The sequence below is a fragment of the Natronomonas sp. genome (assembly GCF_046483325.1).
GTDB lineage: Archaea > Halobacteriota > Halobacteria > Halobacteriales > Haloarculaceae > Natronomonas.
Genome location: NZ_JAWODL010000038.1, coordinates 117,785 through 138,161, shown reverse-complemented (window position 1 = coordinate 138,161; position 20,377 = coordinate 117,785). Strand labels below are relative to the sequence as shown.

At 65.0% G+C, this 20,377-nt stretch carries 21 protein-coding genes; 13 read left to right on the top strand and 8 right to left on the bottom strand.

What is annotated here, in order from left to right:
• The first annotated feature begins 134 nt into the window (after window positions 1-134).
• Window positions 135-1,703, top strand: a complete 1,569-nt coding sequence (locus R6U53_RS11055) for a tryptophan--tRNA ligase (RefSeq protein WP_410322417.1) — start codon at window positions 135-137, stop codon at window positions 1,701-1,703.
• 12 nt (window positions 1,704-1,715) lie between these two features.
• Here R6U53_RS11055 and R6U53_RS11050 read toward each other — a convergent pair whose 3' ends face one another.
• Both R6U53_RS11050 and R6U53_RS11045 read right to left on the bottom strand, forming a co-directional pair.
• Complete coding sequence (locus tag R6U53_RS11050) at window positions 1,716-2,801, bottom strand: aminomethyltransferase family protein (RefSeq protein ID WP_410322416.1); 1,086 nt, start codon at window positions 2,799-2,801, stop codon at window positions 1,716-1,718.
• A gap of 52 nt (window positions 2,802-2,853) precedes the next feature.
• A complete protein-coding gene (locus tag R6U53_RS11045) occupies window positions 2,854-3,159 on the bottom strand; it encodes a DUF6432 family protein (RefSeq protein ID WP_410322415.1) in 306 nt (101 codons plus the stop codon).
• Window positions 3,160-3,470: 311 nt separating this feature from the next.
• On the opposite strand from R6U53_RS11045, the gene R6U53_RS11040 reads away from it, so the two are divergent.
• Window positions 3,471-3,668: a hypothetical protein gene (locus R6U53_RS11040; RefSeq protein ID WP_410322414.1), complete on the top strand. Its 198-nt coding sequence runs from the start codon at window positions 3,471-3,473 to the stop codon at window positions 3,666-3,668.
• A 46-nt stretch (window positions 3,669-3,714) separates the two neighbouring features.
• Here R6U53_RS11040 and R6U53_RS11035 read toward each other — a convergent pair whose 3' ends face one another.
• Entirely contained in the window at window positions 3,715-4,800 is a 1,086-nt protein-coding gene (locus R6U53_RS11035) for a hypothetical protein (protein ID WP_410322413.1), read from the bottom strand.
• Window positions 4,801-4,903: 103 nt separating this feature from the next.
• Between R6U53_RS11035 and R6U53_RS11030 the strand changes: the two genes are divergently transcribed.
• The 6 genes from R6U53_RS11030 to R6U53_RS11005 all read left to right on the top strand — a co-directional run bounded on the left by R6U53_RS11030 (window position 4,904) and on the right by R6U53_RS11005 (window position 10,717).
• A complete protein-coding gene (locus tag R6U53_RS11030) occupies window positions 4,904-5,506 on the top strand; it encodes a hypothetical protein (RefSeq protein ID WP_410322412.1) in 603 nt (200 codons plus the stop codon).
• A 170-nt stretch (window positions 5,507-5,676) separates the two neighbouring features.
• Window positions 5,677-6,798, top strand: a complete 1,122-nt coding sequence (pdhA, locus tag R6U53_RS11025; RefSeq protein ID WP_410322411.1) for a pyruvate dehydrogenase (acetyl-transferring) E1 component subunit alpha — start codon at window positions 5,677-5,679, stop codon at window positions 6,796-6,798.
• On the top strand, window positions 6,795-7,805 hold the full coding sequence (locus tag R6U53_RS11020) for an alpha-ketoacid dehydrogenase subunit beta (protein ID WP_410322410.1): 1,011 nt from the start codon (window positions 6,795-6,797) through the stop codon (window positions 7,803-7,805). The genes pdhA and R6U53_RS11020 overlap by 4 nt, the downstream gene beginning before the upstream one ends.
• Window position 7,806: 1 nt before the next feature.
• On the top strand, window positions 7,807-9,342 hold the full coding sequence (locus tag R6U53_RS11015) for a dihydrolipoamide acetyltransferase family protein (RefSeq protein WP_410322409.1): 1,536 nt from the start codon (window positions 7,807-7,809) through the stop codon (window positions 9,340-9,342).
• A 104-nt stretch (window positions 9,343-9,446) separates the two neighbouring features.
• Window positions 9,447-10,190, top strand: coding sequence for a DNA polymerase sliding clamp (locus R6U53_RS11010; RefSeq protein WP_410322408.1), 744 nt, complete (start codon window positions 9,447-9,449; stop codon window positions 10,188-10,190).
• A 173-nt stretch (window positions 10,191-10,363) separates the two neighbouring features.
• Entirely contained in the window at window positions 10,364-10,717 is a 354-nt protein-coding gene (locus R6U53_RS11005; RefSeq protein WP_410322407.1) for a DsrE family protein, read from the top strand.
• 70 nt (window positions 10,718-10,787) lie between these two features.
• Here the strand turns inward: R6U53_RS11005 and R6U53_RS11000 are convergent, their stop codons facing one another.
• Entirely contained in the window at window positions 10,788-11,258 is a 471-nt protein-coding gene (locus R6U53_RS11000) for a TIGR00725 family protein (protein WP_410322406.1), read from the bottom strand.
• 60 nt (window positions 11,259-11,318) lie between these two features.
• Window positions 11,319-12,332, bottom strand: coding sequence for an LLM class flavin-dependent oxidoreductase (locus tag R6U53_RS10995; protein WP_410322405.1), 1,014 nt, complete (start codon window positions 12,330-12,332; stop codon window positions 11,319-11,321).
• 139 nt (window positions 12,333-12,471) lie between these two features.
• Here R6U53_RS10995 and R6U53_RS10990 point away from each other — a divergent pair, with 139 nt between their 5' ends.
• Window positions 12,472-13,260 carry an MBL fold metallo-hydrolase gene (locus R6U53_RS10990; protein WP_410322404.1) on the top strand — a complete coding sequence of 263 codons (789 nt, stop codon included), beginning with the start codon at window positions 12,472-12,474 and terminating at the stop codon, window positions 13,258-13,260.
• Window positions 13,261-13,360: 100 nt separating this feature from the next.
• On the opposite strand, the gene R6U53_RS10985 is transcribed toward R6U53_RS10990, so the two are convergent.
• Together R6U53_RS10985 and R6U53_RS10980 are read right to left on the bottom strand one after the other, a co-directional pair.
• On the bottom strand, window positions 13,361-14,101 hold the full coding sequence (locus R6U53_RS10985) for a polysaccharide deacetylase family protein (RefSeq protein ID WP_410322403.1): 741 nt from the start codon (window positions 14,099-14,101) through the stop codon (window positions 13,361-13,363).
• 89 nt (window positions 14,102-14,190) lie between these two features.
• A complete protein-coding gene (locus tag R6U53_RS10980) occupies window positions 14,191-15,375 on the bottom strand; it encodes an aspartate kinase (RefSeq protein ID WP_410322444.1) in 1,185 nt (394 codons plus the stop codon).
• Between the two features lie 178 nt (window positions 15,376-15,553).
• On the opposite strand from R6U53_RS10980, the gene R6U53_RS10975 reads away from it, so the two are divergent.
• The gene (locus R6U53_RS10975; protein ID WP_410322402.1) at window positions 15,554-15,943 is read left to right on the top strand and encodes a hypothetical protein; all 390 of its coding nucleotides are present in this window, start codon (window positions 15,554-15,556) and stop codon (window positions 15,941-15,943) included.
• An 87-nt stretch (window positions 15,944-16,030) separates the two neighbouring features.
• Here R6U53_RS10975 and lipA read toward each other — a convergent pair whose 3' ends face one another.
• Entirely contained in the window at window positions 16,031-16,963 is a 933-nt protein-coding gene (gene lipA / locus R6U53_RS10970; RefSeq protein WP_410322401.1) for a lipoyl synthase, read from the bottom strand.
• A gap of 147 nt (window positions 16,964-17,110) precedes the next feature.
• Between lipA and R6U53_RS10965 the strand changes: the two genes are divergently transcribed.
• From R6U53_RS10965 to R6U53_RS10955, 3 genes are all read left to right on the top strand, one after another.
• Window positions 17,111-19,462 (top strand): DEAD/DEAH box helicase, encoded by a 2,352-nt coding sequence (locus tag R6U53_RS10965; protein WP_410322443.1) that lies wholly within the window; start codon window positions 17,111-17,113, stop codon window positions 19,460-19,462.
• Window positions 19,463-19,718: 256 nt separating this feature from the next.
• Window positions 19,719-20,102, top strand: a complete 384-nt coding sequence (locus R6U53_RS10960; RefSeq protein ID WP_410322400.1) for a Rid family detoxifying hydrolase — start codon at window positions 19,719-19,721, stop codon at window positions 20,100-20,102.
• Between the two features lie 25 nt (window positions 20,103-20,127).
• Window positions 20,128-20,355: a hypothetical protein gene (locus R6U53_RS10955; RefSeq protein ID WP_410322399.1), complete on the top strand. Its 228-nt coding sequence runs from the start codon at window positions 20,128-20,130 to the stop codon at window positions 20,353-20,355.
• Window positions 20,356-20,377 lie beyond the last annotated feature (22 nt).

The following is a 20,377-nucleotide window of genomic DNA, read 5'->3' as shown; positions in this document are numbered from 1 at the left end:
TCAGTAACTATATATACTTTAGCTGGCCTGGAGCCACGTCCCGACGTAACGACCGCCAGTTCAGCCGCACGCTCGCCCGGATATCGTGTGGGCCAAACGAACGGTTTTTGAGCCGACCACCCCGACGCCCGTACATGGCAGACGACGGAACCCGCGATCGGGAGGGCGAGCCGGCCGTCCGGAGCGACGGCGGGACGAAAGGTGTCGATGACGTGGCCCTCGACCCGTGGGGCTCCTCGACCGTCGACGACTACCGGAAACTCTTCGAGGAGTTCGGCATCGAGTCCTTCGACGACGTGCTACCGCGCGTGCCGACGCCACACTACCTGATGCGCCGCGGCGTGATCTTCGGTCACCGCGATTACCGGCCGGTGGCGGACGCGATGACCGGCGACGATCCCTTCGCCGTGCTGTCGGGCTTCATGCCGACCGGCGACCCTCACATCGGCCACAAACTGGTGTTCGACGAACTGATCTGGCACCAAGAGCGCGGCGGTGATGCCTACGGGCTCATCGCCGATCTGGAGGCCCACGCCGCCCGGGGGCTGTCGTGGGATGAGATCGACGAACACACCGAGAGCTATCTGCTCTCTCTCATCGCGCTCGGATTCGACCCCGAGGAGGGGGAACTCTACCGGCAGTCCACCAACCGCGAAGTGCAGGATCTCGCCTTCGAACTCGGGACGAAGGCGAACTTCTCGGAACTCGGCGCCATCTACGACTTCGACGGCGAAACCGAGGTCTCATACATGCAGTCGGTCGTTACCCAGATGGCCGACATCCTCTATCCGCAACTCGAAGAACCGAAGCCCACCGTCATCCCCGTCGGTCCAGATCAGGACCCCCACATGCGGCTCGCCCGGGATCTCGCCGGGCGGATGCGGTACTTCAAGGTGACCGAAGCGTACGCGAGCTTCGAGTTGGACGACGAGGAACGCGAACTCGTCTCGCACGCCTACGAGACGCTCGCCGCCGACGCCGAGGATGCCGAAACCGACGTTCGGTGTACCGACGCGGCCGAATGGCTCGATTCGGAACGCCTCGATACCGATGCGCTCGAGAGCACCGTCAAAACGCTCGAATCCGGCGGTAAGGAACCCCTCCGTCCGCGCGTCCGATTCCTCGACCGCAACGCGACCGAGGAAGCGTTCGAGGCGCTCGTCGACGCCGTCGAGGGGGAAAAGCGCGTCTACGAGGGACACGTCGACAGCTTCGATCTCGATCGGGAAGCGGCCGAGGAACTCGCCCGAAAGATCGAGATCGATCACGGCGGCTACGGCTTCCTCCCGCCGTCGTCGATATACCACCGGTTCATGTCCGGGCTGACAGGTGGGAAGATGTCCTCGTCGATACCGGCGAGCCACATCAGCCTTCTCGACGACCCCGACGAGGGCTACGACAAGGTGAAATCCGCGACGACCGGCGGTCGTGAGACGGCCGAAGAACAGCGCAGGTTGGGCGGCGAGGCCGACGAGTGTCCGGTTTACGAGCTGTACGCGTACCTCCTCGCTGGAGACGACGACGAGTTCGCGACCCGCGTCTACGAGGAGTGCGTCGGCGGGGAGCGCCTCTGCGGCGGCTGCAAGGAGCAGGCGGCCGAGCTCATGGCGGAGTTCCTCGAAGAGCACCAGGAAAAACGCGAGGAGGCGAAAGAAGTGCTCGACGGCCTCGACGTCGAGTTGGACAGCCACCGATACCGATAATCGATACCCGCCCTACCGGTACCGCGGCAACCGCCCCGATAACGATGACCCCTCGACGAACGGAAGCTCGACGAGTTCTGCAGCCACGTCCGACCCGTCGACGCGAGCCGTTAGCTCCCCCGTTTCGAGTCCGTAGTCGACTAACGCGAGCGCGACCGGGCCATCGAGCGACGGGCTGTAATCACCCCGCGTCACCTCGCCGATGTGGCCGTCTCCGTCGAAGACGGCCGCACCTCGCTCGGGGGTCGCTTCGGGCCGAACCCCGACGAGTCGCCGCGACGGCTGTCCCCGGTTTTCGATCTTCGAAACGACCTCCTGACCGACGTAACACCCCTTCTCGAAATCGAGGGCGTTGCGGAGGCCGAGCACGTTCGGAACGGTCCCCTCCAGTTCCGTCTCGAAAAGCGGCGTTCCGGCTTCGAGATGCAGGTACTCGAGCGTCCGGTAGCCGAACGGCGCGGCGTTCAGCCCGTGGTTGATGAGCGCGTCGAAGACGTGGATGGCGTCGGATGCGGCGCAGACCACTTCGTACCCCTCCTCACCGGTAAGATCGTCCGTTCGAATAACGGTGACGCCCCAATCGCCGATCGTCCCGCGGACGAACGACAGCGGCTCGTCGGGCGAACTCGGGCCGGTGAGCACGGAGGCGATCTTCTCGGTGGCTTTCGGACCGTGGACACCGAAGACGCCGAAGTCGTCGCTCGCTGCCCGAACCGTGACGTCCTGAATGAACGTCTTCTCGGTCCACTCCTCAGCGAGCGCGTCGGCCGTTCCCGGCGGGACGAAACACAGCAGTTTCGCGTCGGCGTTGTGGACGTACAGCTCCGTTTCGATTCGTCCCTGCGGGTCGAGCAACAGCGCGTAGACGCCCTGGCCGTCCTCGTCCGGAACCCGGTTCGAGACGGCGTTGTCGACGAATTCGATTCGATCATCACCGGTCACCTCGACGATGCCGTATCCCATCTCGATCGTTCCGACGACGTTTCTGACGGCGCGGTGGACCCGCTCCGGTCGGCCGTAGTGGTCGACGACCCGACGGCCGCCGCGTTCGGTGAACGTCGCGCCGTGGGATTCGTGTAACTCCGAGACGACGGTCATTGTCGTCTCGAACGGTCCGAAGGGATAAAACGCCCGCGTCTCGGCGGCGCCGCTACAGCCCGATCCGCTTGCGGATGCTGCGAAGGATGGACCGCTTTTCGCTCCCCGTTTCCTCCGATGTCGGCTCGGGAACGACGCGGTCGTGCGGATAGATCCGCATCGGGCCGTCGTCGTTTTCGACGGTGATGAGCTCTGCGTCTTTGAGCTTCGCGAGTGCACCCTCGAGTTCGTCGATATCGACGTCGACGCCGGTCCGGAGTTCGAACACCGTCATCCCCTCGTCGGTTCGATCGACGAGGGTATCGAGCACCGCAACCTCCGTCTCGTCTCGATCGCGGTACTCCCGCTTCGCCTGCATACGAGCCGGTTCGTCCGGCATCGGCTTAACCGTTCGGCGGACGCTTTCGATGGGAGTGCCCCGTGTTCCTCGCTATCGCTCGGAGCACGCCGTTCGTGTCGCGTTGTCTCCCGCTCACAGTTCAGGGGCACTCGCGACCTCACGGTCGCTTCCCGTTCGGTTTTCCGAGGGCTCCCTGCGGCCGCACTTGCTGTCGCTCACAGCACGTCACTTGCGGTTCACTCCGTTCACGGCTCGTCGTTTCGAGGCCCTCGCTACCGCTCACGCCTCGCCTTCGAAGCGTTTTTCTCCCACACCACCACACTCGTGGTATGGATCGGGACGCCGCCGTCGAAGCCGTCGTCGCGCTGATCGGCGTCGGGACACTCGCCGCGATCATCATCTGGATCGGAACCGCCTACTACGACAGCGCGTTGTCCGAGCAGGGTGGGATCGCGCTGGTCGGCGCGATCGTCTTTTTTATCCTGCTCATGTCCGTGATCGGCCTCGGCCTCGCGCGGCGCTCCTGAGTCTGCGTCGACGCCGATACGATCGATCTTTTGGCTCTCTCACGAGTTACGACGTTTCGGATCCCGACCCCTGCCGGCGCCAGTCCGTGATCCGATCGTCGGGCGTCCGGCGAAGCTTCACCGCGTAGTACGAGAGCGGATGTCTGATCGTTTCACAGGTTTCGTCCGCGTTGACGCAGTCGCCGTACTCGTCCATCACGACACACGAGGGTGGCGCAGCGACCGGTCCATCCTCGCCACCGAGACGGTCGACCTGCGCACGTACCGCGTCGGATTCGTTTTCTGCGTTGCACAACTCGACGATACCGTCCGCATCGAGTCCGCTCGCGAGCAGAAACGATAGTAACGAAAACCGCGAGTGATCGGCCAGCCCACCCAATCCCTCGCCGTCGCGCGATCGGGACAAGAGCGCCCGAATACACGGCGGAAACAGCCCCGGCGTCACCGCCTCGAACGACATCGGCGGATCGATGTCGGCGATCGAACGCCGGATCGAGGCCAACTCCGACGAGAGGGGCGACTCGATTTCCGAGGGCACCGAGAGCGGTAGTCCCTCCCGAACTCGTCGCCCGACCGCCTCCCGAAGCAGGGTGTACAACTCCGGCCGTCCGACGGGGACCGTCCCCGCGGAGAGGGGTCTTCGTGCGAGTCCCCACTGCGGTTCCTCGAGCTCCGCGGCGAGTTCGAGATACGCCGTCACGTCGAGGCCGAATCGGCCGTCTCCGATCGCCTCGACTCGTCCCGACATGTCGAAATCCGCGAGGAGATGATCGAGCGTTAACCGGTCTCCACCGGCGCTTTTGAGCTCGAGATCCGCCTCGAAATCCTCGACGAACCGCTCTCTCGCCGTCGCCGCCTCCGCCGCGGCGTACTTTTCCGTCGCCCCGGGCACGTCGAGCAGCGACACGAGCACACGGGCGATGGGATACGACAGTAGTTCCGCGCGGGTGCTCCAGAAGCTCGGCTCCTCGGCCGCGGTCGTCCCGTCCATGAGCGCCCGTTCGACGCGCTCGTGGCCGCGCTCGACCGGCGGACCGCCCTCCGAAACGAGTTCCGAGAGGTCGATCTCCGCGGCTTCGACGGCGGCCCGTGAGGCGTCCAAAAACGGGTATCGGGCGTGGAGCCGCTCCATACGCTCCGGTATCGCCCCGGTCCCGATAAACGCACCGACCTGTCGGATCCGCCCGTCCGGCGAGCGATACGACTTTGGGCGGCGGCGACGACACACGAGTAACGTGCGTCTCAGGTATCGCTGTCCAGGCTGTCGGACGACCAGTAACCTCCACGACCCTGGATGCGAGTTCGAGGGGACTGACCGCCGGCACATCGAGAAAGTCTACACCGACCTTTTGGGGCCGCTTTCGGCCCGCGAGTACGCAGACGAAGACGCACTCCGTGAGGACGTGCCGGAGCGCTGGAGCGGCCTTCACTCGACCGTCTTCGGACGGCTCCAGAGCGATCAGCGGATCGTTGAGGAGGACGGCGTGATCCGACTGCTCCCGCCCGAGGAATACAAAGATCGCGTCTCGCGCCCGACGTTCGAACCGCTCCAAACGATCTACGAGAAGGGAAGCGTGTCGGGGGCGCACGACCACTCCGTGTTCGCCATGGTCGCGTTCTACGAGATGGTCGGCCTCTCGTGGGAAGAGACGCGAGAGAACACGATCGAGTGGCTCGTCGAGTCGGGGACGTGGAAGCGCGGCGGCTTCGAGGAATCCTCGCCCGAGGAACTCGTCGACTCGAAGCGACACGTCTACGAGCAGGGTTACGGGTGGAAACAGGCCGCGACCGAGGCGAAGGCGGTTATCGACCGCCGCGTCTCCGCCTCCGAGGAGTAATACGGGCTGTTGGAGCCTTTTATTGGTCATCGCCAGCCCGTGTCAGCGCCCCTGGGTAAATCGTTACAATAATCCGTATGAGGTCTGGGTTCGATTGTCAACGTATTTGCTATCGACGCAAACACTATCACGCCGGGAGCGGAGGTGTACGGTATGCGACGGTGGGACCTATGAGTGTGTCACTCGATCCCCGAGATCGGGTGCAAATACTCGACGAGGAGGGGACGGTACGCGAGGGAGCGACGGTGCCCGACATCGAGGACGACTCCCTCGTCGAGATGTACCGCGAGATGCGTCTTGCCCGCCACTTCGACGGTCGTGCGGTCAGCCTCCAACGACAGGGGCGAATGGGGACGTATCCACCGCTGTCGGGCCAAGAGGCCGCCCAGGTCGGAAGCGCGATGGCGCTCGAAGACGACGATTGGCTCTTTCCGAGCTATCGCGAACACGCGGCAGCCCACGTCCGCGGCGTCGGCCTCGATCGGACGCTCCGCTACTGGATGGGCGACGAGCGCGGCAACGCACACCGGGGATTGAACGTCTTTCCCGTCGCGGTTCCCATCGCGACCCAGGTACTGCACGCGACCGGCGCGGCGTGGGCGTCCGATCTGCACGGGGACGACGCGGCGTTCCTCTGTTACTTCGGCGACGGCGCGACGAGCGAGGGGGACTTTCACGAGGGGCTGAACTTCGCCGGCGTCTTCGATCTGCCGGCAATTTTCTTCTGTAATAACAATCAGTGGGCGATCTCGGTCCCCCGAGAGCGACAAACGGCCTCCGAGACCCTCGCACAGAAGGCCCGCGCGTACGGGTTCGAGGGCGTGCAGGTCGACGGGATGGATCCGCTCGCGGTGTATCAGGTCACGAGCGAGGCGCTCTCGAAGGCGAAATCTCCCGACTCGGCGGGCGACGATGGGTCGGGTGGTGCGATCCGACCGACGCTCATCGAGGCGGTGCAGTACCGCTTCGGCGCACACACCACGGCGGACGATCCGTCCGTCTACCGCGACGACGACGAGGTCGAACGCTGGAAACGGAAGGATCCGATTCCGAGACTGGAGACGTACCTCCGCGATCGCGGAATCCTCGACGACGAATCGGTCGCGACCATCGGCCGATCGATCGAGGACGAGGTCGCCGAGGCGATCGAGGCCGCCGAAGGGACCGAACGCCCCGCACCGACGGAGATGTTCGACAGCGTCTTGGCGGAACGGACCGAGCGGTTGGACGAGCAGGCGGCCCACCTCGAACGGCTGCGAGCACGCTACGGCGACGAGGAACTACTGGAATGAGCACGCAATCATCCGATACTAAGACCGAGACGCAGAGTTTGACGCTGGTACAGGCGGTCCGCGACGGACTGAGAGACGAGATGGCACGCGACGACGACGTCATCGTCCTCGGCGAGGACGTCGCCAAAAACGGCGGCGTCTTCCGCGCGACCGAAGGCCTCTACGACGAGTTCGGCGACGATCGCGTCATCGACACGCCGCTGGCCGAATCCGGCATCGTCGGCACGTCGATCGGAATGGCCGCCTACGGCCTCAAACCCGTCCCGGAGATCCAGTTCTCCGGATTCATGTACCCCGCCTTCGATCAGATCGTTTCGCACGCCGCCCGCCTCCGGAACCGCTCGCGCGGCCGCTTCACCTGCCCGATGGTCGTCCGCGCCCCCTACGGCGGCGGCATCCGCGCGCCCGAACACCACTCCGAGTCAAAAGAGACCTTCTACGTCCACGAGGCCGGCCTGAAAGTGGTCGTCCCCTCGACTCCCTACGACACGAAGGGCCTGCTCGCGGCGTCGATCCGCGACCCCGACCCCGTGATCTTCCTCGAACCGAAACTCATCTACCGCGCCTTCCGCGAGGACGTCCCCGAGGAACCCTACACGGTCGAACTCGGTGAGGCGGCGGTCAGACGCGAAGGAAACGACCTCTCGGTGTTCACCTGGGGGGCGATGACGCGCCCGACGCTCGAGGCCGCCGAGTCGGTCGCCGAGGACGGCATCGACGTCGAGGTCCTCGACCTGCGGACGCTGTCGCCGATGGACACCGACGCGATCGTCGAGTCCTTCAAAAAGACCGGCCGCGCCGTCGTGGTCCACGAAGCGCCGAAGACGGGCGGGCTCGCCGGCGAGATCACCGCGACGATCCAAGAGGAGGCGCTGTACTACCAGGAAGCGCCGATCACCCGGGTCACCGGCTTCGACGTGCCCTACCCGCTGTACGCCTTGGAGGACTACTACATGCCCGAGGACACACGCATCGAGGACGCGATCAGGGAGACCTACGAGGCATAAAATGGTTCGCGAATTCAAACTCCCGGACGTCGGCGAGGGGTTGGCGGAGGCGGAGATCGTCCGGTGGCTCGTCGAACCGGGCGACGCAGTCTCGGAGGATCAGCCGGTCGCCGAGGTCGAAACCGACAAGGCCGTCGTCGAGGTGCCCGCGCCGGTGAACGGGACCGTCAAAGAGATCCTCGCCGAGGAGGCCGAGGTGGTCCCCGTCGGGACGGTGATCATCACCTTCGACGTCGAGGGTGAGGATGAGGCCGACGCGGACGCTGATACTGACGCGGCGGCCGGTACGGAGAGCGCTTCGGAGCCCGATGTCGACGCCGATCCCGCCTCCGATGCGGATGTCGATTCCGGGACGGATTCGGGCGGCCGGACGTTCGCCGCTCCCGCGACGCGACGGGTCGCGCGCGAACTCGAGGTCGACATCGGTACGATCGAGGGCAGCGGTCCGGGCGGTCGAATCACGGAAGCGGACGTGCAGGCGGCGGCCGACTCGGGTTCGGCCGACGATGAGACGGCGACCGAAACGGCCGACGAGGGGCCGAAATCGGCGACGCGTCGGGTCGGCCAGGAGGAATCGTTCGGTGCGGAGACCGAGGCGGCCGAACCGCCAATCGAAGCGGCGAGCCGGGATCGGACGCTCGCCGCCCCGGCGACGCGAACGCTCGCCGCAGAGGAGGGAATCGACCTCGACGCGGTGCCGACCGATCGGACGAGAGACGGCGAGGCGTTCGTCACGCCCGCCGAGATCGAGTCGTATGCCGAGGCGCAACGGCGGGCGCAGGAGGCGGACGCCGAAGCGGTGTCGACTACTGCCCCCGGCCCGACGCCGGCCGCGGCCGGCGAGGACGAGCGGATTCCGTACCGAGGGGTTCGCCGGACGATCGGCGAGCAGATGGAGCGTTCGAAGTACACCGCGCCGCACGTGACGCACCACGACGAGGCGGACGTGACCGAACTGGTCGGGATGCGAAGCCGGCTGAAAGAGCGAGCGGAGGCGCGCGGGAGTTCGCTGTCGTACATGCCGTTCGTGATCAAGGCGGTCGTCGCGGGGCTTGGCGAGTATCCGATTCTCAACGCACAGCTCGACGAGGAGGCCGAGGAGATCGTCGTTCGCGGCGAGTACAACGTGGGTGTGGCGACGGCGACCGACGCGGGGTTGATGGTTCCGGTGCTCAACCACGCCGACCGGAAGGGGCTGTTGGAGTTGGCGGACGAGCTGAACGATCTCGCGGGGAAGGCTCGTGATCGTTCGATTTCGCGCGAGGAGATGCAGGGTGGGACCTTTTCGATCACGAACTTCGGGGCGATCGGCGGGGAGTACGCGACGCCGATCATCAACTATCCGGAGGCGGCCATTTTGGGGTTGGGTGCGATCAAGGAGAAACCGCGCGTCGTAGACGGTGAAGTGGTTCCGCGGAAGGTGTTGACGCTGTCGCTGTCGATCGACCACCGCGTGATCGACGGGGCCGAGGCCGCGCGGTTTACCAACACGGTCATCGAGTATCTGGAGTCGCCGGAACTGCTCCTGTTGGAGTAGCCCGACATTCGGCGACCGAGCGTCCGGGACCGTTGAATCCGGGCCGTGTACGATGGCGCATCAATGGGACGTTTTTTTAAGCATCGGAAAGAAGGGAGACGTATATGTTCAAGGCTATCGTGAGCGCGGACACGCTCGGGGCGGCGCTCGATTCCGTTGGTGTGCTTGTCGATGAGTGTAAGATCCGCCTCGAGGAGGAGGGTCTCACGATTCGTGCGGTCGATCCGGCGAACGTCGGCATGGTCGATCTGGAGCTTTCGGCGAACGCCTTCGAGTCCTACGAGACCGACGGCGGCGTCATCGGCGTCAACCTCGACCGGCTCGAGGACATCGTCGCGATGGCCGATTCGGGTCAGCTCGTTCACCTCGAACTCGACGAGGAGACCCGCAAACTCCACATTTCGCTCGACGGGCTCGAGTACACCCTCGCGCTCATCGACCCAGATTCGATCCGACAGGAGCCCGACCTTCCGGACCTCGATCTCCCAGCGGAGGTCGTAATCGAGGGCAAGGACATCGCCCGGGCGGTCAAGGCCGCCGACATGGTTTCGGATCACATCGCGTTGGGCGTCGACCCCGACGCCGAGGAGTTCTACGTCGATGCGGAGGGCGACACAGACGACGTTCATCTCGAACTCGGCCGCGAGGACCTCATCGACCTCACGCCCGGCGAGGCGCGCTCTTTGTTCTCGCTCGATTACCTCAAGGACATGAACAAGGCGATCTCCTCGGATGCCGAGGTAACCATGGAACTCGGCGAGGAGTTCCCGATCAAGATGCACTTCGGCTTCGCGGAGGGCGACGGCCACGTCACGTTCATGCTCGCACCGCGGATCCAGAGCGACTGACGATCGGAGCATTCATAGCCGGTTTCGAGCGCGGCGGCGTCTCGGAAACCACCGTTGGCCGCCGGTCTACGTCGTATCCAACGTGCCGAGCGTGAGATGGGTACGTCTAATCGGCGGTTCCGCTTCCCTTCGCATACGAGTACTTTATGATAGTGGGTGTATTTCACACAACCATGAGCGAACCAGCGGCCGCGGACGACGTATCGCACCTCGGTATCGTTCTCGAGACGGCCGACCCTGAACGCGCGTGGAACGCCTTCCGGCTCGGCATCACTGCTCTCGAAGCCGACAAGGACGTTTCGGTGTTCCTCCTCGGGGCGGGCGTAGAAGCCGAGGAGATCGACGACGAGCAGTTCAACGTGCGAGGTCGCATGGAGGCGTTCGCCGACGCGGGCGGCGAGCTGCTCGCGTGCGGGACCTGCCTGGAGATCAGAAACAGCGACGAGAGCGGGCTCTGTCCGATCTCGACGATGAGCGACCTTCTCGACGTCGTCACGACCGCAGACCGCGTCCTCACGATCGGCTAACTATACCGGCCACTGGAAGTCACTGCACACCCGATCGAACTGCTGTCGTGTGATCGGTGTATACATACTTTCAGTCGTCGCTATACGACCGCTCTTCGATCGCTCCTTCGACGTGTTCGACGGCTTCGGTCGGCGTCTCCACCGCCTCGAACCCTTCGAGTTCGATCTCGTGGGTGCCCAACCCGGCGATCGGGCGGTGAAATACCAGCGCGTGGCCGAGCTCCGAAAGCGTGCCCGCTGCTCCGTCGATCGCGACGACGGCGTCGCCGTTGCAGACGACGAGGGGGTTTCGCGCGTGGCCGAGCCCGGTCGCGATCGGCGTGGTGACCCACTCGTTTGCCGCGTCTCGATCCTCCCCCGGGAGGATCCCGATCGTCTCCGCTCCCGTCTCCGACGCTCCTTTGCAGACCGCTTCCATGACGCCGCTCAGCCCACCGCAGACGACGGCGTGGCCTCGTTCGCCGAGAAGTCGCCCGACCTCGACCGCGCGTTCGCGCGTCTCCGCTCCGATCTCCGATCCGCCGATGACGGCCACTCGCATACCCGTCTATCGACGACCGCCAGCAACAAGAAGCTACAGGTCCCTCGTCGTCCGACAGCGTCACTCGAAGTGCGGCATGACGTCTTCCGCCATGATCCGGAGTGCCTTTTCGGCTTTCCCCATCTCCAGCCCCGGGAAGTGCGTCCGAACGAGCACCTCGTCCATCTCGATCGCGTCATAGAACCGTTCGAGCTGTCCGATGACCGTGTCCGGACTTCCGACGAGGAAGCGATCTTCGGCGTGTTCGCGAACTGACTCGATCGCGTCCTCGCCCGCCTCGATCGCCTCCGCCCCCTCGATGTCGCCGTACACCTCCGCGTACTCGCGAAGCAGCGCCTCGCCGACCTCCTCCCACGCGGCCTCGTCGTCCTCGGCGACGTACGCTTCGCGTCTGAGCGGGACGTGGACGTCGTCGAACGTCCGACCGTGCTCCTCGAGCGCGTCGGTGTACGTCTCGCGGCGGTCCCGCAGTTCCTCCGGCGATTCGAACGGGCTGATGCTCCAGGCGTCGCCGAGGCCGGCCGCGCGCCGGATCGCAGGGTCGGCCATCCCGCCGATCCAGATCGGGATCGAATCCTGAACCGGTCGCGGCGTGACGGTCATATTCTCGACCGAGTGGAACTCCCCGTCGTAGGTGACCGATCGCTCGGTGAGCAGTTTTCGGATCAGTTCGACCCCTTCCTCGAGGCGGCGGACTCGCTCACGTTTGTCGATCCCGAAGGCGTCGAACTCGTGATCTTGCCAGCCGATCGAGACGCCGAGCCGGAAGTTACCGCCGGTCAGTAGATCGAGCACCGCAGCCCGCTCGGCGACGTTGATCGGGTTGTGCAGCGGGAGGATCGTGACGTTGGTCCCGAGTTTCACGTTTTCGGTCGCGCCCGCGATCGCCCCGAGCACTACCGTGGGCGCGGGAACCCATCCGTCCTCGAGGAAGTGGTGTTCGGCCACGGAGAAGCTGCTGTAGCCCAACGACTCCGCCGTCCGCGCCTGCACGATAGTCTCCGGATATATAATCTCCCACTCCTCCGTCGGCGACTGGCAACTGTAGTGGACGCCGAAATCGAAACTCACCATCGACCTATCATTCCCGGTGCGCGAGTTAAGGGTTGACGGGTGGGGGTCGCGATCGACGTCGGCCACCGCTCGATCTCGAGGTTGATCGACGTACCGATAGTGGAAACATATATTCGACACTGTCGCCTCGATAAGCGACATGCAGGTTCGGATCCTCTCGGACAACACCGTCGTCGACTCCCGTCCCAAGGGGCTCGTCGGCGAGTGGGGCTTCTCGGCGGTCGTCGGCGACGTGCTCTTCGACGCCGGGCAAGCCGGCGTCGCGGCGGCCAACGCCCGGCGGTTGGACATAGATCCTACGGAGTTCGAGACGATCGTGGTGAGCCACGGACACTACGATCACACGGGCGGGCTCCCGGCGTTCCTCCACGGCGAACCGACCGTCTACGCCCATCCTGACACGTTCACGACGAAGCTCAAAGACGGGACGCATATCGGCGTCCCATACACCCGCGATTTCATCGATAGCCAAGCCGAGATCGTCACGCACTGCGAGCCGGTCGAGGTCGCGCCGTCGGTCCACGCCCTCGGTGAAATCCCGCGTCCACACCCCGACAATCCGGTCGGCGAACGCGTCACCGCGGACGGCTCGCTGGAGCCGGATCCGATCTCGGACGATCAATCGATCGCCGTCGAGACGGAGCGTGGAATCGGCCTCGTCTTGGGCTGTTGTCACGCCGGCCTCCGGAACACGATCGAGTACGCTGAAACGGTGCTCGAGGACGAAGTCCGCTGGGTCGTCGGCGGCACCCATCTCGTGGCCAGCGACGAGGCCGGCGTCTACGATATCGCGGACTGGCTCGACGGGAAACTCGAGACGTTGGCCGGCTCGCACTGCACCGGTGTCGAGGCCGAGCGAATTCTCTCGGCGGAACTCGGCGACACCTTCGAGTCGATCGGTGTCGGCAGCGTCGTCGAGTTCGAGTAGGATCCGGAACCGATCACGTCGATTTACGATCGCCCGCAGAGCCCTCGAACGATCACGAGCGCGGAACTGATCGAATCGGCTCGAAAACGCTACGCTCGAGCTACTCGATCCTGAGCGGTCGCATCGCGTCGAGCACGATCCCGACGCCGCCGCCGTCGACGTACGACTCGATCGAGACCGGCCCCGTCTCCGTGACCCACGTTTCGAACTCCGCGAGGGCGTCGTAGTACTCTAGCATATTCGGGTGGAAGAGAAACGCCGCCCCCGGTTCGGTCACCGCACCTAGCCGTTCGAACGTCTCCTCGGCCGATTCGCCGCGGTTCAACAGCACGAGATCGTAGGGGTTCTGCGGCTCGATCAGCGTGATGTCCGCGGGGACGTCTCCGTCCGTCTTGCCGAGGAGCCACTCGAGACCCAACTCGTCGGCCGCGTCGAGCGTCCCTTGGCCGAGATCCTGCAGCGGTGAAAAGAAGCCGGCTGGCGTGACGCCGGCCGCATCCTCGATCGCCTCGATTCCGAGCGAGAGGTTCTCGTGGGCCGTCTCGTAGGGGAGGTCGCCGCAGGCGACGTGGCGATGGCCGTGGAGGACGATCTCGTGGCCCTCCTCTGCGAGTCCGGCGATGGTCTCCGCATAGCGGTCGGCGTCACGGCCGAGGAACGCGAAACTGCCCGAGGAATCGGCATCGCTCAGAAGCGTCGCCATCCGGCCGAAGTCGCCGTCGGTGTACTCGCCCAGGTTGTGAAACGACCGCGCTCGGATCAAGCGGTCGGATCCGCCTCTGGCGATCACGTTGAAATACGTCTCTACTTCTCTTTGTCGAAGTTCGGATATCTCGTCCATCGTGTGCTCCGTTCGATTTGAACACCGTATCTGGGCGATCCAACGCATATAAATGCCGATGATCGAGCGGTATCGTCCTTCGATCCGACCTATACGGCTTCTTGAATGATATCGAGGGCTTCCTCGCGGTCGTCCCACTCGAGAAACACCGCAACCGAGGTCGCGCTCGTGATCAAATCGAGAATGTTGATGTGCTCGGCCGCGAGCGGTGCGATGATCTGTTGAAGGATACCGGCTTGATTCGGGAGTTCGCCTCCTGTAATGCGGATGACGGCGATGTCGGCGTCGACGGTGACGCTCGAGAGTTCATCGAGTTCGATGATCGCCTGGTGAAGGACGTTTTCGGCGCGCTCGGCGACGTCGGCGTCGACGTAAAACGACACGGAGTCCATCCCGCTCGCGACGGCGTCGACGTTGATGTCTGCCTCGGCGAGAACCGAGGAGAGATCCGAGAGAACGCCCGGCGTGTTTCGGATCGCCCGCCCGGCCGCCGTCAGACAGGCCAGCGGTTCCTCGCGCATGTCGATGAGGTTCTGGAACTGGCCTTCGATCGTCGTCCCGCCGTGGAGTAAGTCGCCGTGTTGGTAGTGGGCGACCCGGACGACCATATCGCTCGTTTTATACGACAGCGCCGACGGCGCGACGACCTCCGCACCGCGGAACGAGAGGTTGCGAAGCTCGTCGACCGTGATCTTGCCGACGTTTCGCGCTCCCTCGACGACCCGTGGATCGCCGGTCATAACCCCCTCGACGTCGGTGATGATCACGACCTCGTCGGCGCTCATGTAGTTGCCGAGCATGACGGCGGTCGTGTCGGAGCCGCCCCGACCGAGCGTCGTCACATTGCCGGCGTGATCCTGTGCCAGAAAGCCCGTGATGACGGGGACGTACCCCTTCGCGGCCATGTCGGCGGCGAGTTTCTTCGCGCGCCGTTTCGTCTCCTCGACGTCCACCTGTCCGTGTTCGTCGGTGATGACCGGCCACTGCTCGGAGCCCGGTTCGAGGAACTCCGCGTCGATGCCACGGGTGCCGAGTGCGGCCTTCAGCATTCGAACCGAGGTCCGCTCGCCCATCGAGACGATCTCGGCCTCGTCGGATTCGTCGGCCTCGAAGGTGATCGCATCGAGCAGAAAGTCAGTCGTCGAGCCCATCGCGCTCGCGACGACAGCGACCTCGTGACCCTCGTTGACGGCGGCGGCGACCGAGTCGGCGGCTCGATTGACCCGGTCACCGTTCCCGAGGCTCGTGCCGCCGAATTTGGCGACTACGCGCATGCTCTCACCTGCAATCCGGTGTGGTAGTGCATACCCCTCGTAACCGGTCATGGGAAATAACGGTGTTCATCTCTCGTGCCGGTTCGATCGACGCGCAGTCTGTGGGTCTCGTCGGTCTCGACGCTTCTCGAACGCCCATCGCGAAAAGTTAACTGAGCCGAGCGTGTTTGTACCACGCATGAACGTACGGGACGCCGTCGAGGCCGACGCCGAGCGGCTCGCGGCGCTGACCGGAGCCCCGACCGACGTGATGCGAAATCTCATCCACGACCGGACGGTCCGCGTGGCCGACCACGAGGGCACCGTCGAGGGGTTCGTCAGCTACGACGCGGCGAATTCGACCGTTCACGTGACCCAACTCGAAGGGTCCGCGACGCTGTGTCGAACGCTGCTCGAAGAGCCGACGCGATTCGCCGACAACGAGGGGATGTCTGTCGAGTTGCTGGCGATGGAGAACGACGAGGCGACCCAGACGGCGGCCGAAGGCATGGCGTTCGAACGGCATGGTCCGGGGCCGCGGTTCGACGGCTCACAGACGATTCGGTACCGCCGGACGCCCGATTCGTAGGGTTAGTGCGCCGTTCGCCTACTCAGCGGTGACCTCACGCTGTTCGGCCACTGCTCATCGCAACGGGTCGCGTTGCTCCCGGTTCGCTCACTTCGCGGCGGCTGACGCCGCCCCCCGCGCCTCCTGAACACTCTTTCCCTCCCGAACCAACGCCTCCACGAAGAACTCGCCGGCCTTGAACGATGACCGAACCATCGGCCCGGACGCACAATAGAGGAACCCGAATTCGTCCTCGGCGACGGCCTTCCACACGTCGAAGGTGTCCGGATGGACGTACTCGAAAACCTCCAAATGCGAACGCGAGGGCTGGAGGTACTGGCCGAAGGTCACGATATCGATGCCGATCTCGTGGAGATCCGAGAGCGTCTGATACACCTCGTGGTCGTACTCGCCGACGCCGAGCATGAGGCTCGTCTTCGCGTAGACGTCGGAGTCCGCGACCCGTTCCAGCACCGACAGCGACTGCTCGTACCCCGCCCGTCGGTCGCGGACGGGCCACTGGAGCCGCTCGACGGTTTCGACGTTGTGAGCGACGACGTCGGGTCCGGCGTCGACGATCGCGTCGACCGCGTCGAGATCGCCCTGAAAGTCGGGGATCAGTGTCTCGACCAATATATCCGGATCGCGCCGCTTGATCGCTCGAATGGTCGCCGCGAAGTGCCCCGCGCCGCCGTCGTCGAGGTCGTCGCGGTCGACTGAGGTCAACACGACGTAATCTAAGCCGATCTCGGCGACGGCGTCGGCGACGTTTTCGGGTTCGTCCGGATCGAGCGGGTCCATCCCGCCCGTCTTCACGTCACAGAAGTTACAGCCGCGCGAACAGCGCTCACCCATCAGCATGAACGTCGCCGTTCCCGGGCCGTTTCGACCGCTCCAGCAGTCGCCGAGGTTCGGGCAGTTCGCCTCCTCACAGACGGTGTGGAGGTTTCGATCGCGGAGCGTCGATTTGATCTCGGTGAAGCGCTCGCCGCTCGGCGGTCGGCTCTTCAACCACGCTGGCTTGCGGCGACGGCTGCTCATATGGTTCCCTTCGTGTCCGGGAACAAAAACGTGCGGTCGATGCGCTCCGCGCGGTCGTCCCCCCCGTTTCGACCGGCGACGGAAACGCCTATACGCCCGGCACCCTCCCCTTCGACCGTGGCAGGTCGCACGGAATACGAGACGGGAATCGCCGTCGAAAACGTTCTGCCGTCGTTCGCAGACGCCTTCCCCTTCGAGTCGTTCAACCGAATGCAGTCGGCGGCGCTGCCCGCGATCGTCGAGCGCGACGACAATGTCGTCGTCAGTGCGCCGACAGCCAGCGGGAAGACGGCGCTCGCGGAGGCGGCCATCTGCCGAACGCTCGATGCCGACGGGACGGCGCTGTTTTTGGCACCGCTTCGGGCACTGACGAACGAGAAGGAAGCCGAGTGGGCGCGTTTCGAGGAGTTGGGCTACTCGGTCTACGTCGTCACCGGCGAGCGCGATCTCAATCCCCGGCGCGCGGAGCGGGCGGACATCCTCGTGATGACTCCCGAGAAGGCGGATTCGGCGACTCGAAAGCACGACTCGCCGCGGTACTCGTTCGTCACTGACGTCGACTGCTGTGTCATCGACGAGGTCCACCTGCTCGATTCGGACCGCCGTGGCGCGGTCCTCGAAGTGACGATCTCGCGGCTTCGCCGGCTCTGTGCTCCGCGCATCGTCGCGCTGTCGGCGACGATGCAGAACGTCGAGGACGTCGCGAGCTGGCTGGACGCGCCCGAGGACTGTACGTTCCAGTTCGGCGACGAGTACCGCCCGGTGCCGTTGTCGGCGACTGTCGAGACGTACGCCCACGGCGACAACGCCTTCGCGGACAAGTATCGTCGCCTCTACCGCGCCCTCGATCTCGCGCAGCCGCACATCGAAGACGGCGGTCAGGCGCTCGTGTTCGTCGCCTCCAGACAGGACACGGTTCGGGCCGCCGAGAAGGCCCGCGACGTGATCGCCGAGCGGGACATCGAGATCGGTTCCCGCGGAAACTACGACTTTCACACTGACGCCCAGGAGCTGAGCAACGACACGCTCCGCCAGTCGGCCGTCGACGGCGTCGGCTTCCACCACGCGGGGCTCTCGAAGGACGACAAGGACCGCATCGAGGCGTGGTTCAAATCCGGCGAGATCCAGCTGCTGTTCTCGACGTCGACGCTTGCGTGGGGCGTGAACCTCCCGGCGCGCTGCGTCGTTATCCGCGATACGAAACTCCACGACCCGCTCGAGGGCGAGGTCGACATGAGTTCGCTCGACATCCTCCAGATGCTCGGTCGGGCCGGCCGCCCCGGCTACGACGACGCCGGCTACGCCCACATCGTCTGCGACGGCGCGGACGCCGACCGCTACCGGCAGTTACTGGTCGATGGCAAGCCGATCGAATCCCGATTGGCCGCGGAACTCGACACGCACCTGAACGCCGAGATCGCCCTCGGCGTCGTCGACGACATCGAGGACGTGATGGCGTGGCTCGAAACGACGTTCTACTACGCCCGGGCGGAGAGCGCGCCGGGGAAGTACGACGACAGCGATTCGCTCAGAACGCGCGTCTCGAACACTTTAGAGCGGCTCGTCGACGGCGGCTTCGTCGATCAGTCGGGGCTCGAAATCGAGCCGACCCAACTCGGGCGACTCGCCTCGCAGTTTTATCTCCGCCTCGATACCGCGGCGGACTTTCACGCGCTGTGTGAGCGCGCGACCGACGGCGCCGAGACGCTGGACGAGTCGGCAGTCCTCCGCACCGTTGCCGACGCGGTCGAGTTCGACAGCGTCTCCGCGCGCCGGGACGAGCGCGAGACGTTCGGCGCGGTCCTCGACGGCGAGGGCAGCGAGTTAGAGCCCGGCAACCGCAAGGTGCTCGCCATCCTCCGGGCCGGCATGTCGGGGACGACGCCCGCGGAGCTCCAAAGCGACGCGTGGGTCATCCGTGAGAACGGCCTGCGGTTTCTCGCGGCGCTTCGGGCCTTCTGGGAACGTTTTGCTTCCCCCCGCGGTGCGAACCTCGTCAGACGCATCGAAGCCCGGGTCGAACACGGGATCAGCGACGAGGCTGTCGGCCTCGTCGCGATCGGTGGCGTCGGCGCGGGGCGGGCGCAGAAACTCGCCAAGGAGGGTCTGGTCGATCCCGCCGCCGTCCGTTCCGCGGGCGTCGAGGGGCTCGTCGAGGCCGGACTCTCCGAGGGCGTCGCGGAGCGCGTCTTCGAGCAGGCTCTCGAGTTGCCCGACATCGACATCGAGTGGTCCGGCGTCCCCGAGTCGATCGCGGCCGGCGAGAACACGATGGCGGAGGTGACGGTCACGAACCGTGGCGACGGTACCCCCACCGGGATCCGCGTGACGGTGAACGGCATCGAGATGTCGGAGACGACGCGGTATCTCGGTGAGACGACCGTGCCGGTCGGTATCTTCGGAGGCGACGCCGACGAACTCGTCTACGAGATCGAAGTCAGTTGTTCTACGCTGCCGCTTCATCCGGTTACGGACCGACGAACCGTCCTGATCGAGTGACGACTTCGCGGTTCGGGCGCGTTCGAGCCGCCACGCGCGAACCCCTTCGCTTCCGGTCGAACCGATGACTCGGCGGTTTTTAAACGGATTTCCCGTCGCTGAATGGGCGTAAACGAGGCTCTCGAGCGTTAAGTGCCGCATAACGGCCGCTCGACCCCGAATTCGCATTCCACACGAAATCGGGGTTGATGGTCCCGTCGCATCCAGTGACGCGACCGGCCGGGTATTTATACGCTCGCGCGACGCAAAGTGGCGTATGGGTAAAGAGACGATTCACACCGATGACGCCCCGCCCGCGGCGGGGGCGTACAGCCAGGCGACGTCCGACGGCGAGTTGATCTTCACCGCCGGACAGGTGGCGTTGACACCTGAGGGTGACTCGCTCTCGGACGAACCGATCGAGGGCCAGACCGAACGCGCGCTGGACAACCTCGCCGCCGTCCTCGAAGCGGCGGGATCCAGCCTCGATAACGTCCTCAAAACGACGGTCTTCCTGGCCGATATCGACGACTTCGAGGCGATGAACGAGGTGTACGGCGGCTACTTCGGCTCGGAGCCGCCGGCCCGATCGGCCGTGCAAGTCGGCGCGTTGCCGCTCGGTATGGCCGTCGAGATCGAGGCGGTCGCGACGCGCTCGTGACCCGGCGGCGTTCGAGTCGGAGACAGTGAGCGCGCTGAGTTCACGGCAGGTTTCGGCGGTGCTTTGGGGGCTCGTCGGCGCGCTCGCGTTTCTCGTCGCCCACGGCATCTACCTGCTGTTGGGTGGTGCGTTTCTCGGCGCCGCGCCGATCGCCGGCGTGGCCGTCGTCGTCTTCGCCGTGACGGCGCTCGGGAGCTACTACGCCGAACGCCGGTTCGGATTGGTCGCGCTGCGGTTCGGTGAAAATCGGTGACACGAAACGCGAAGAGTTTAAA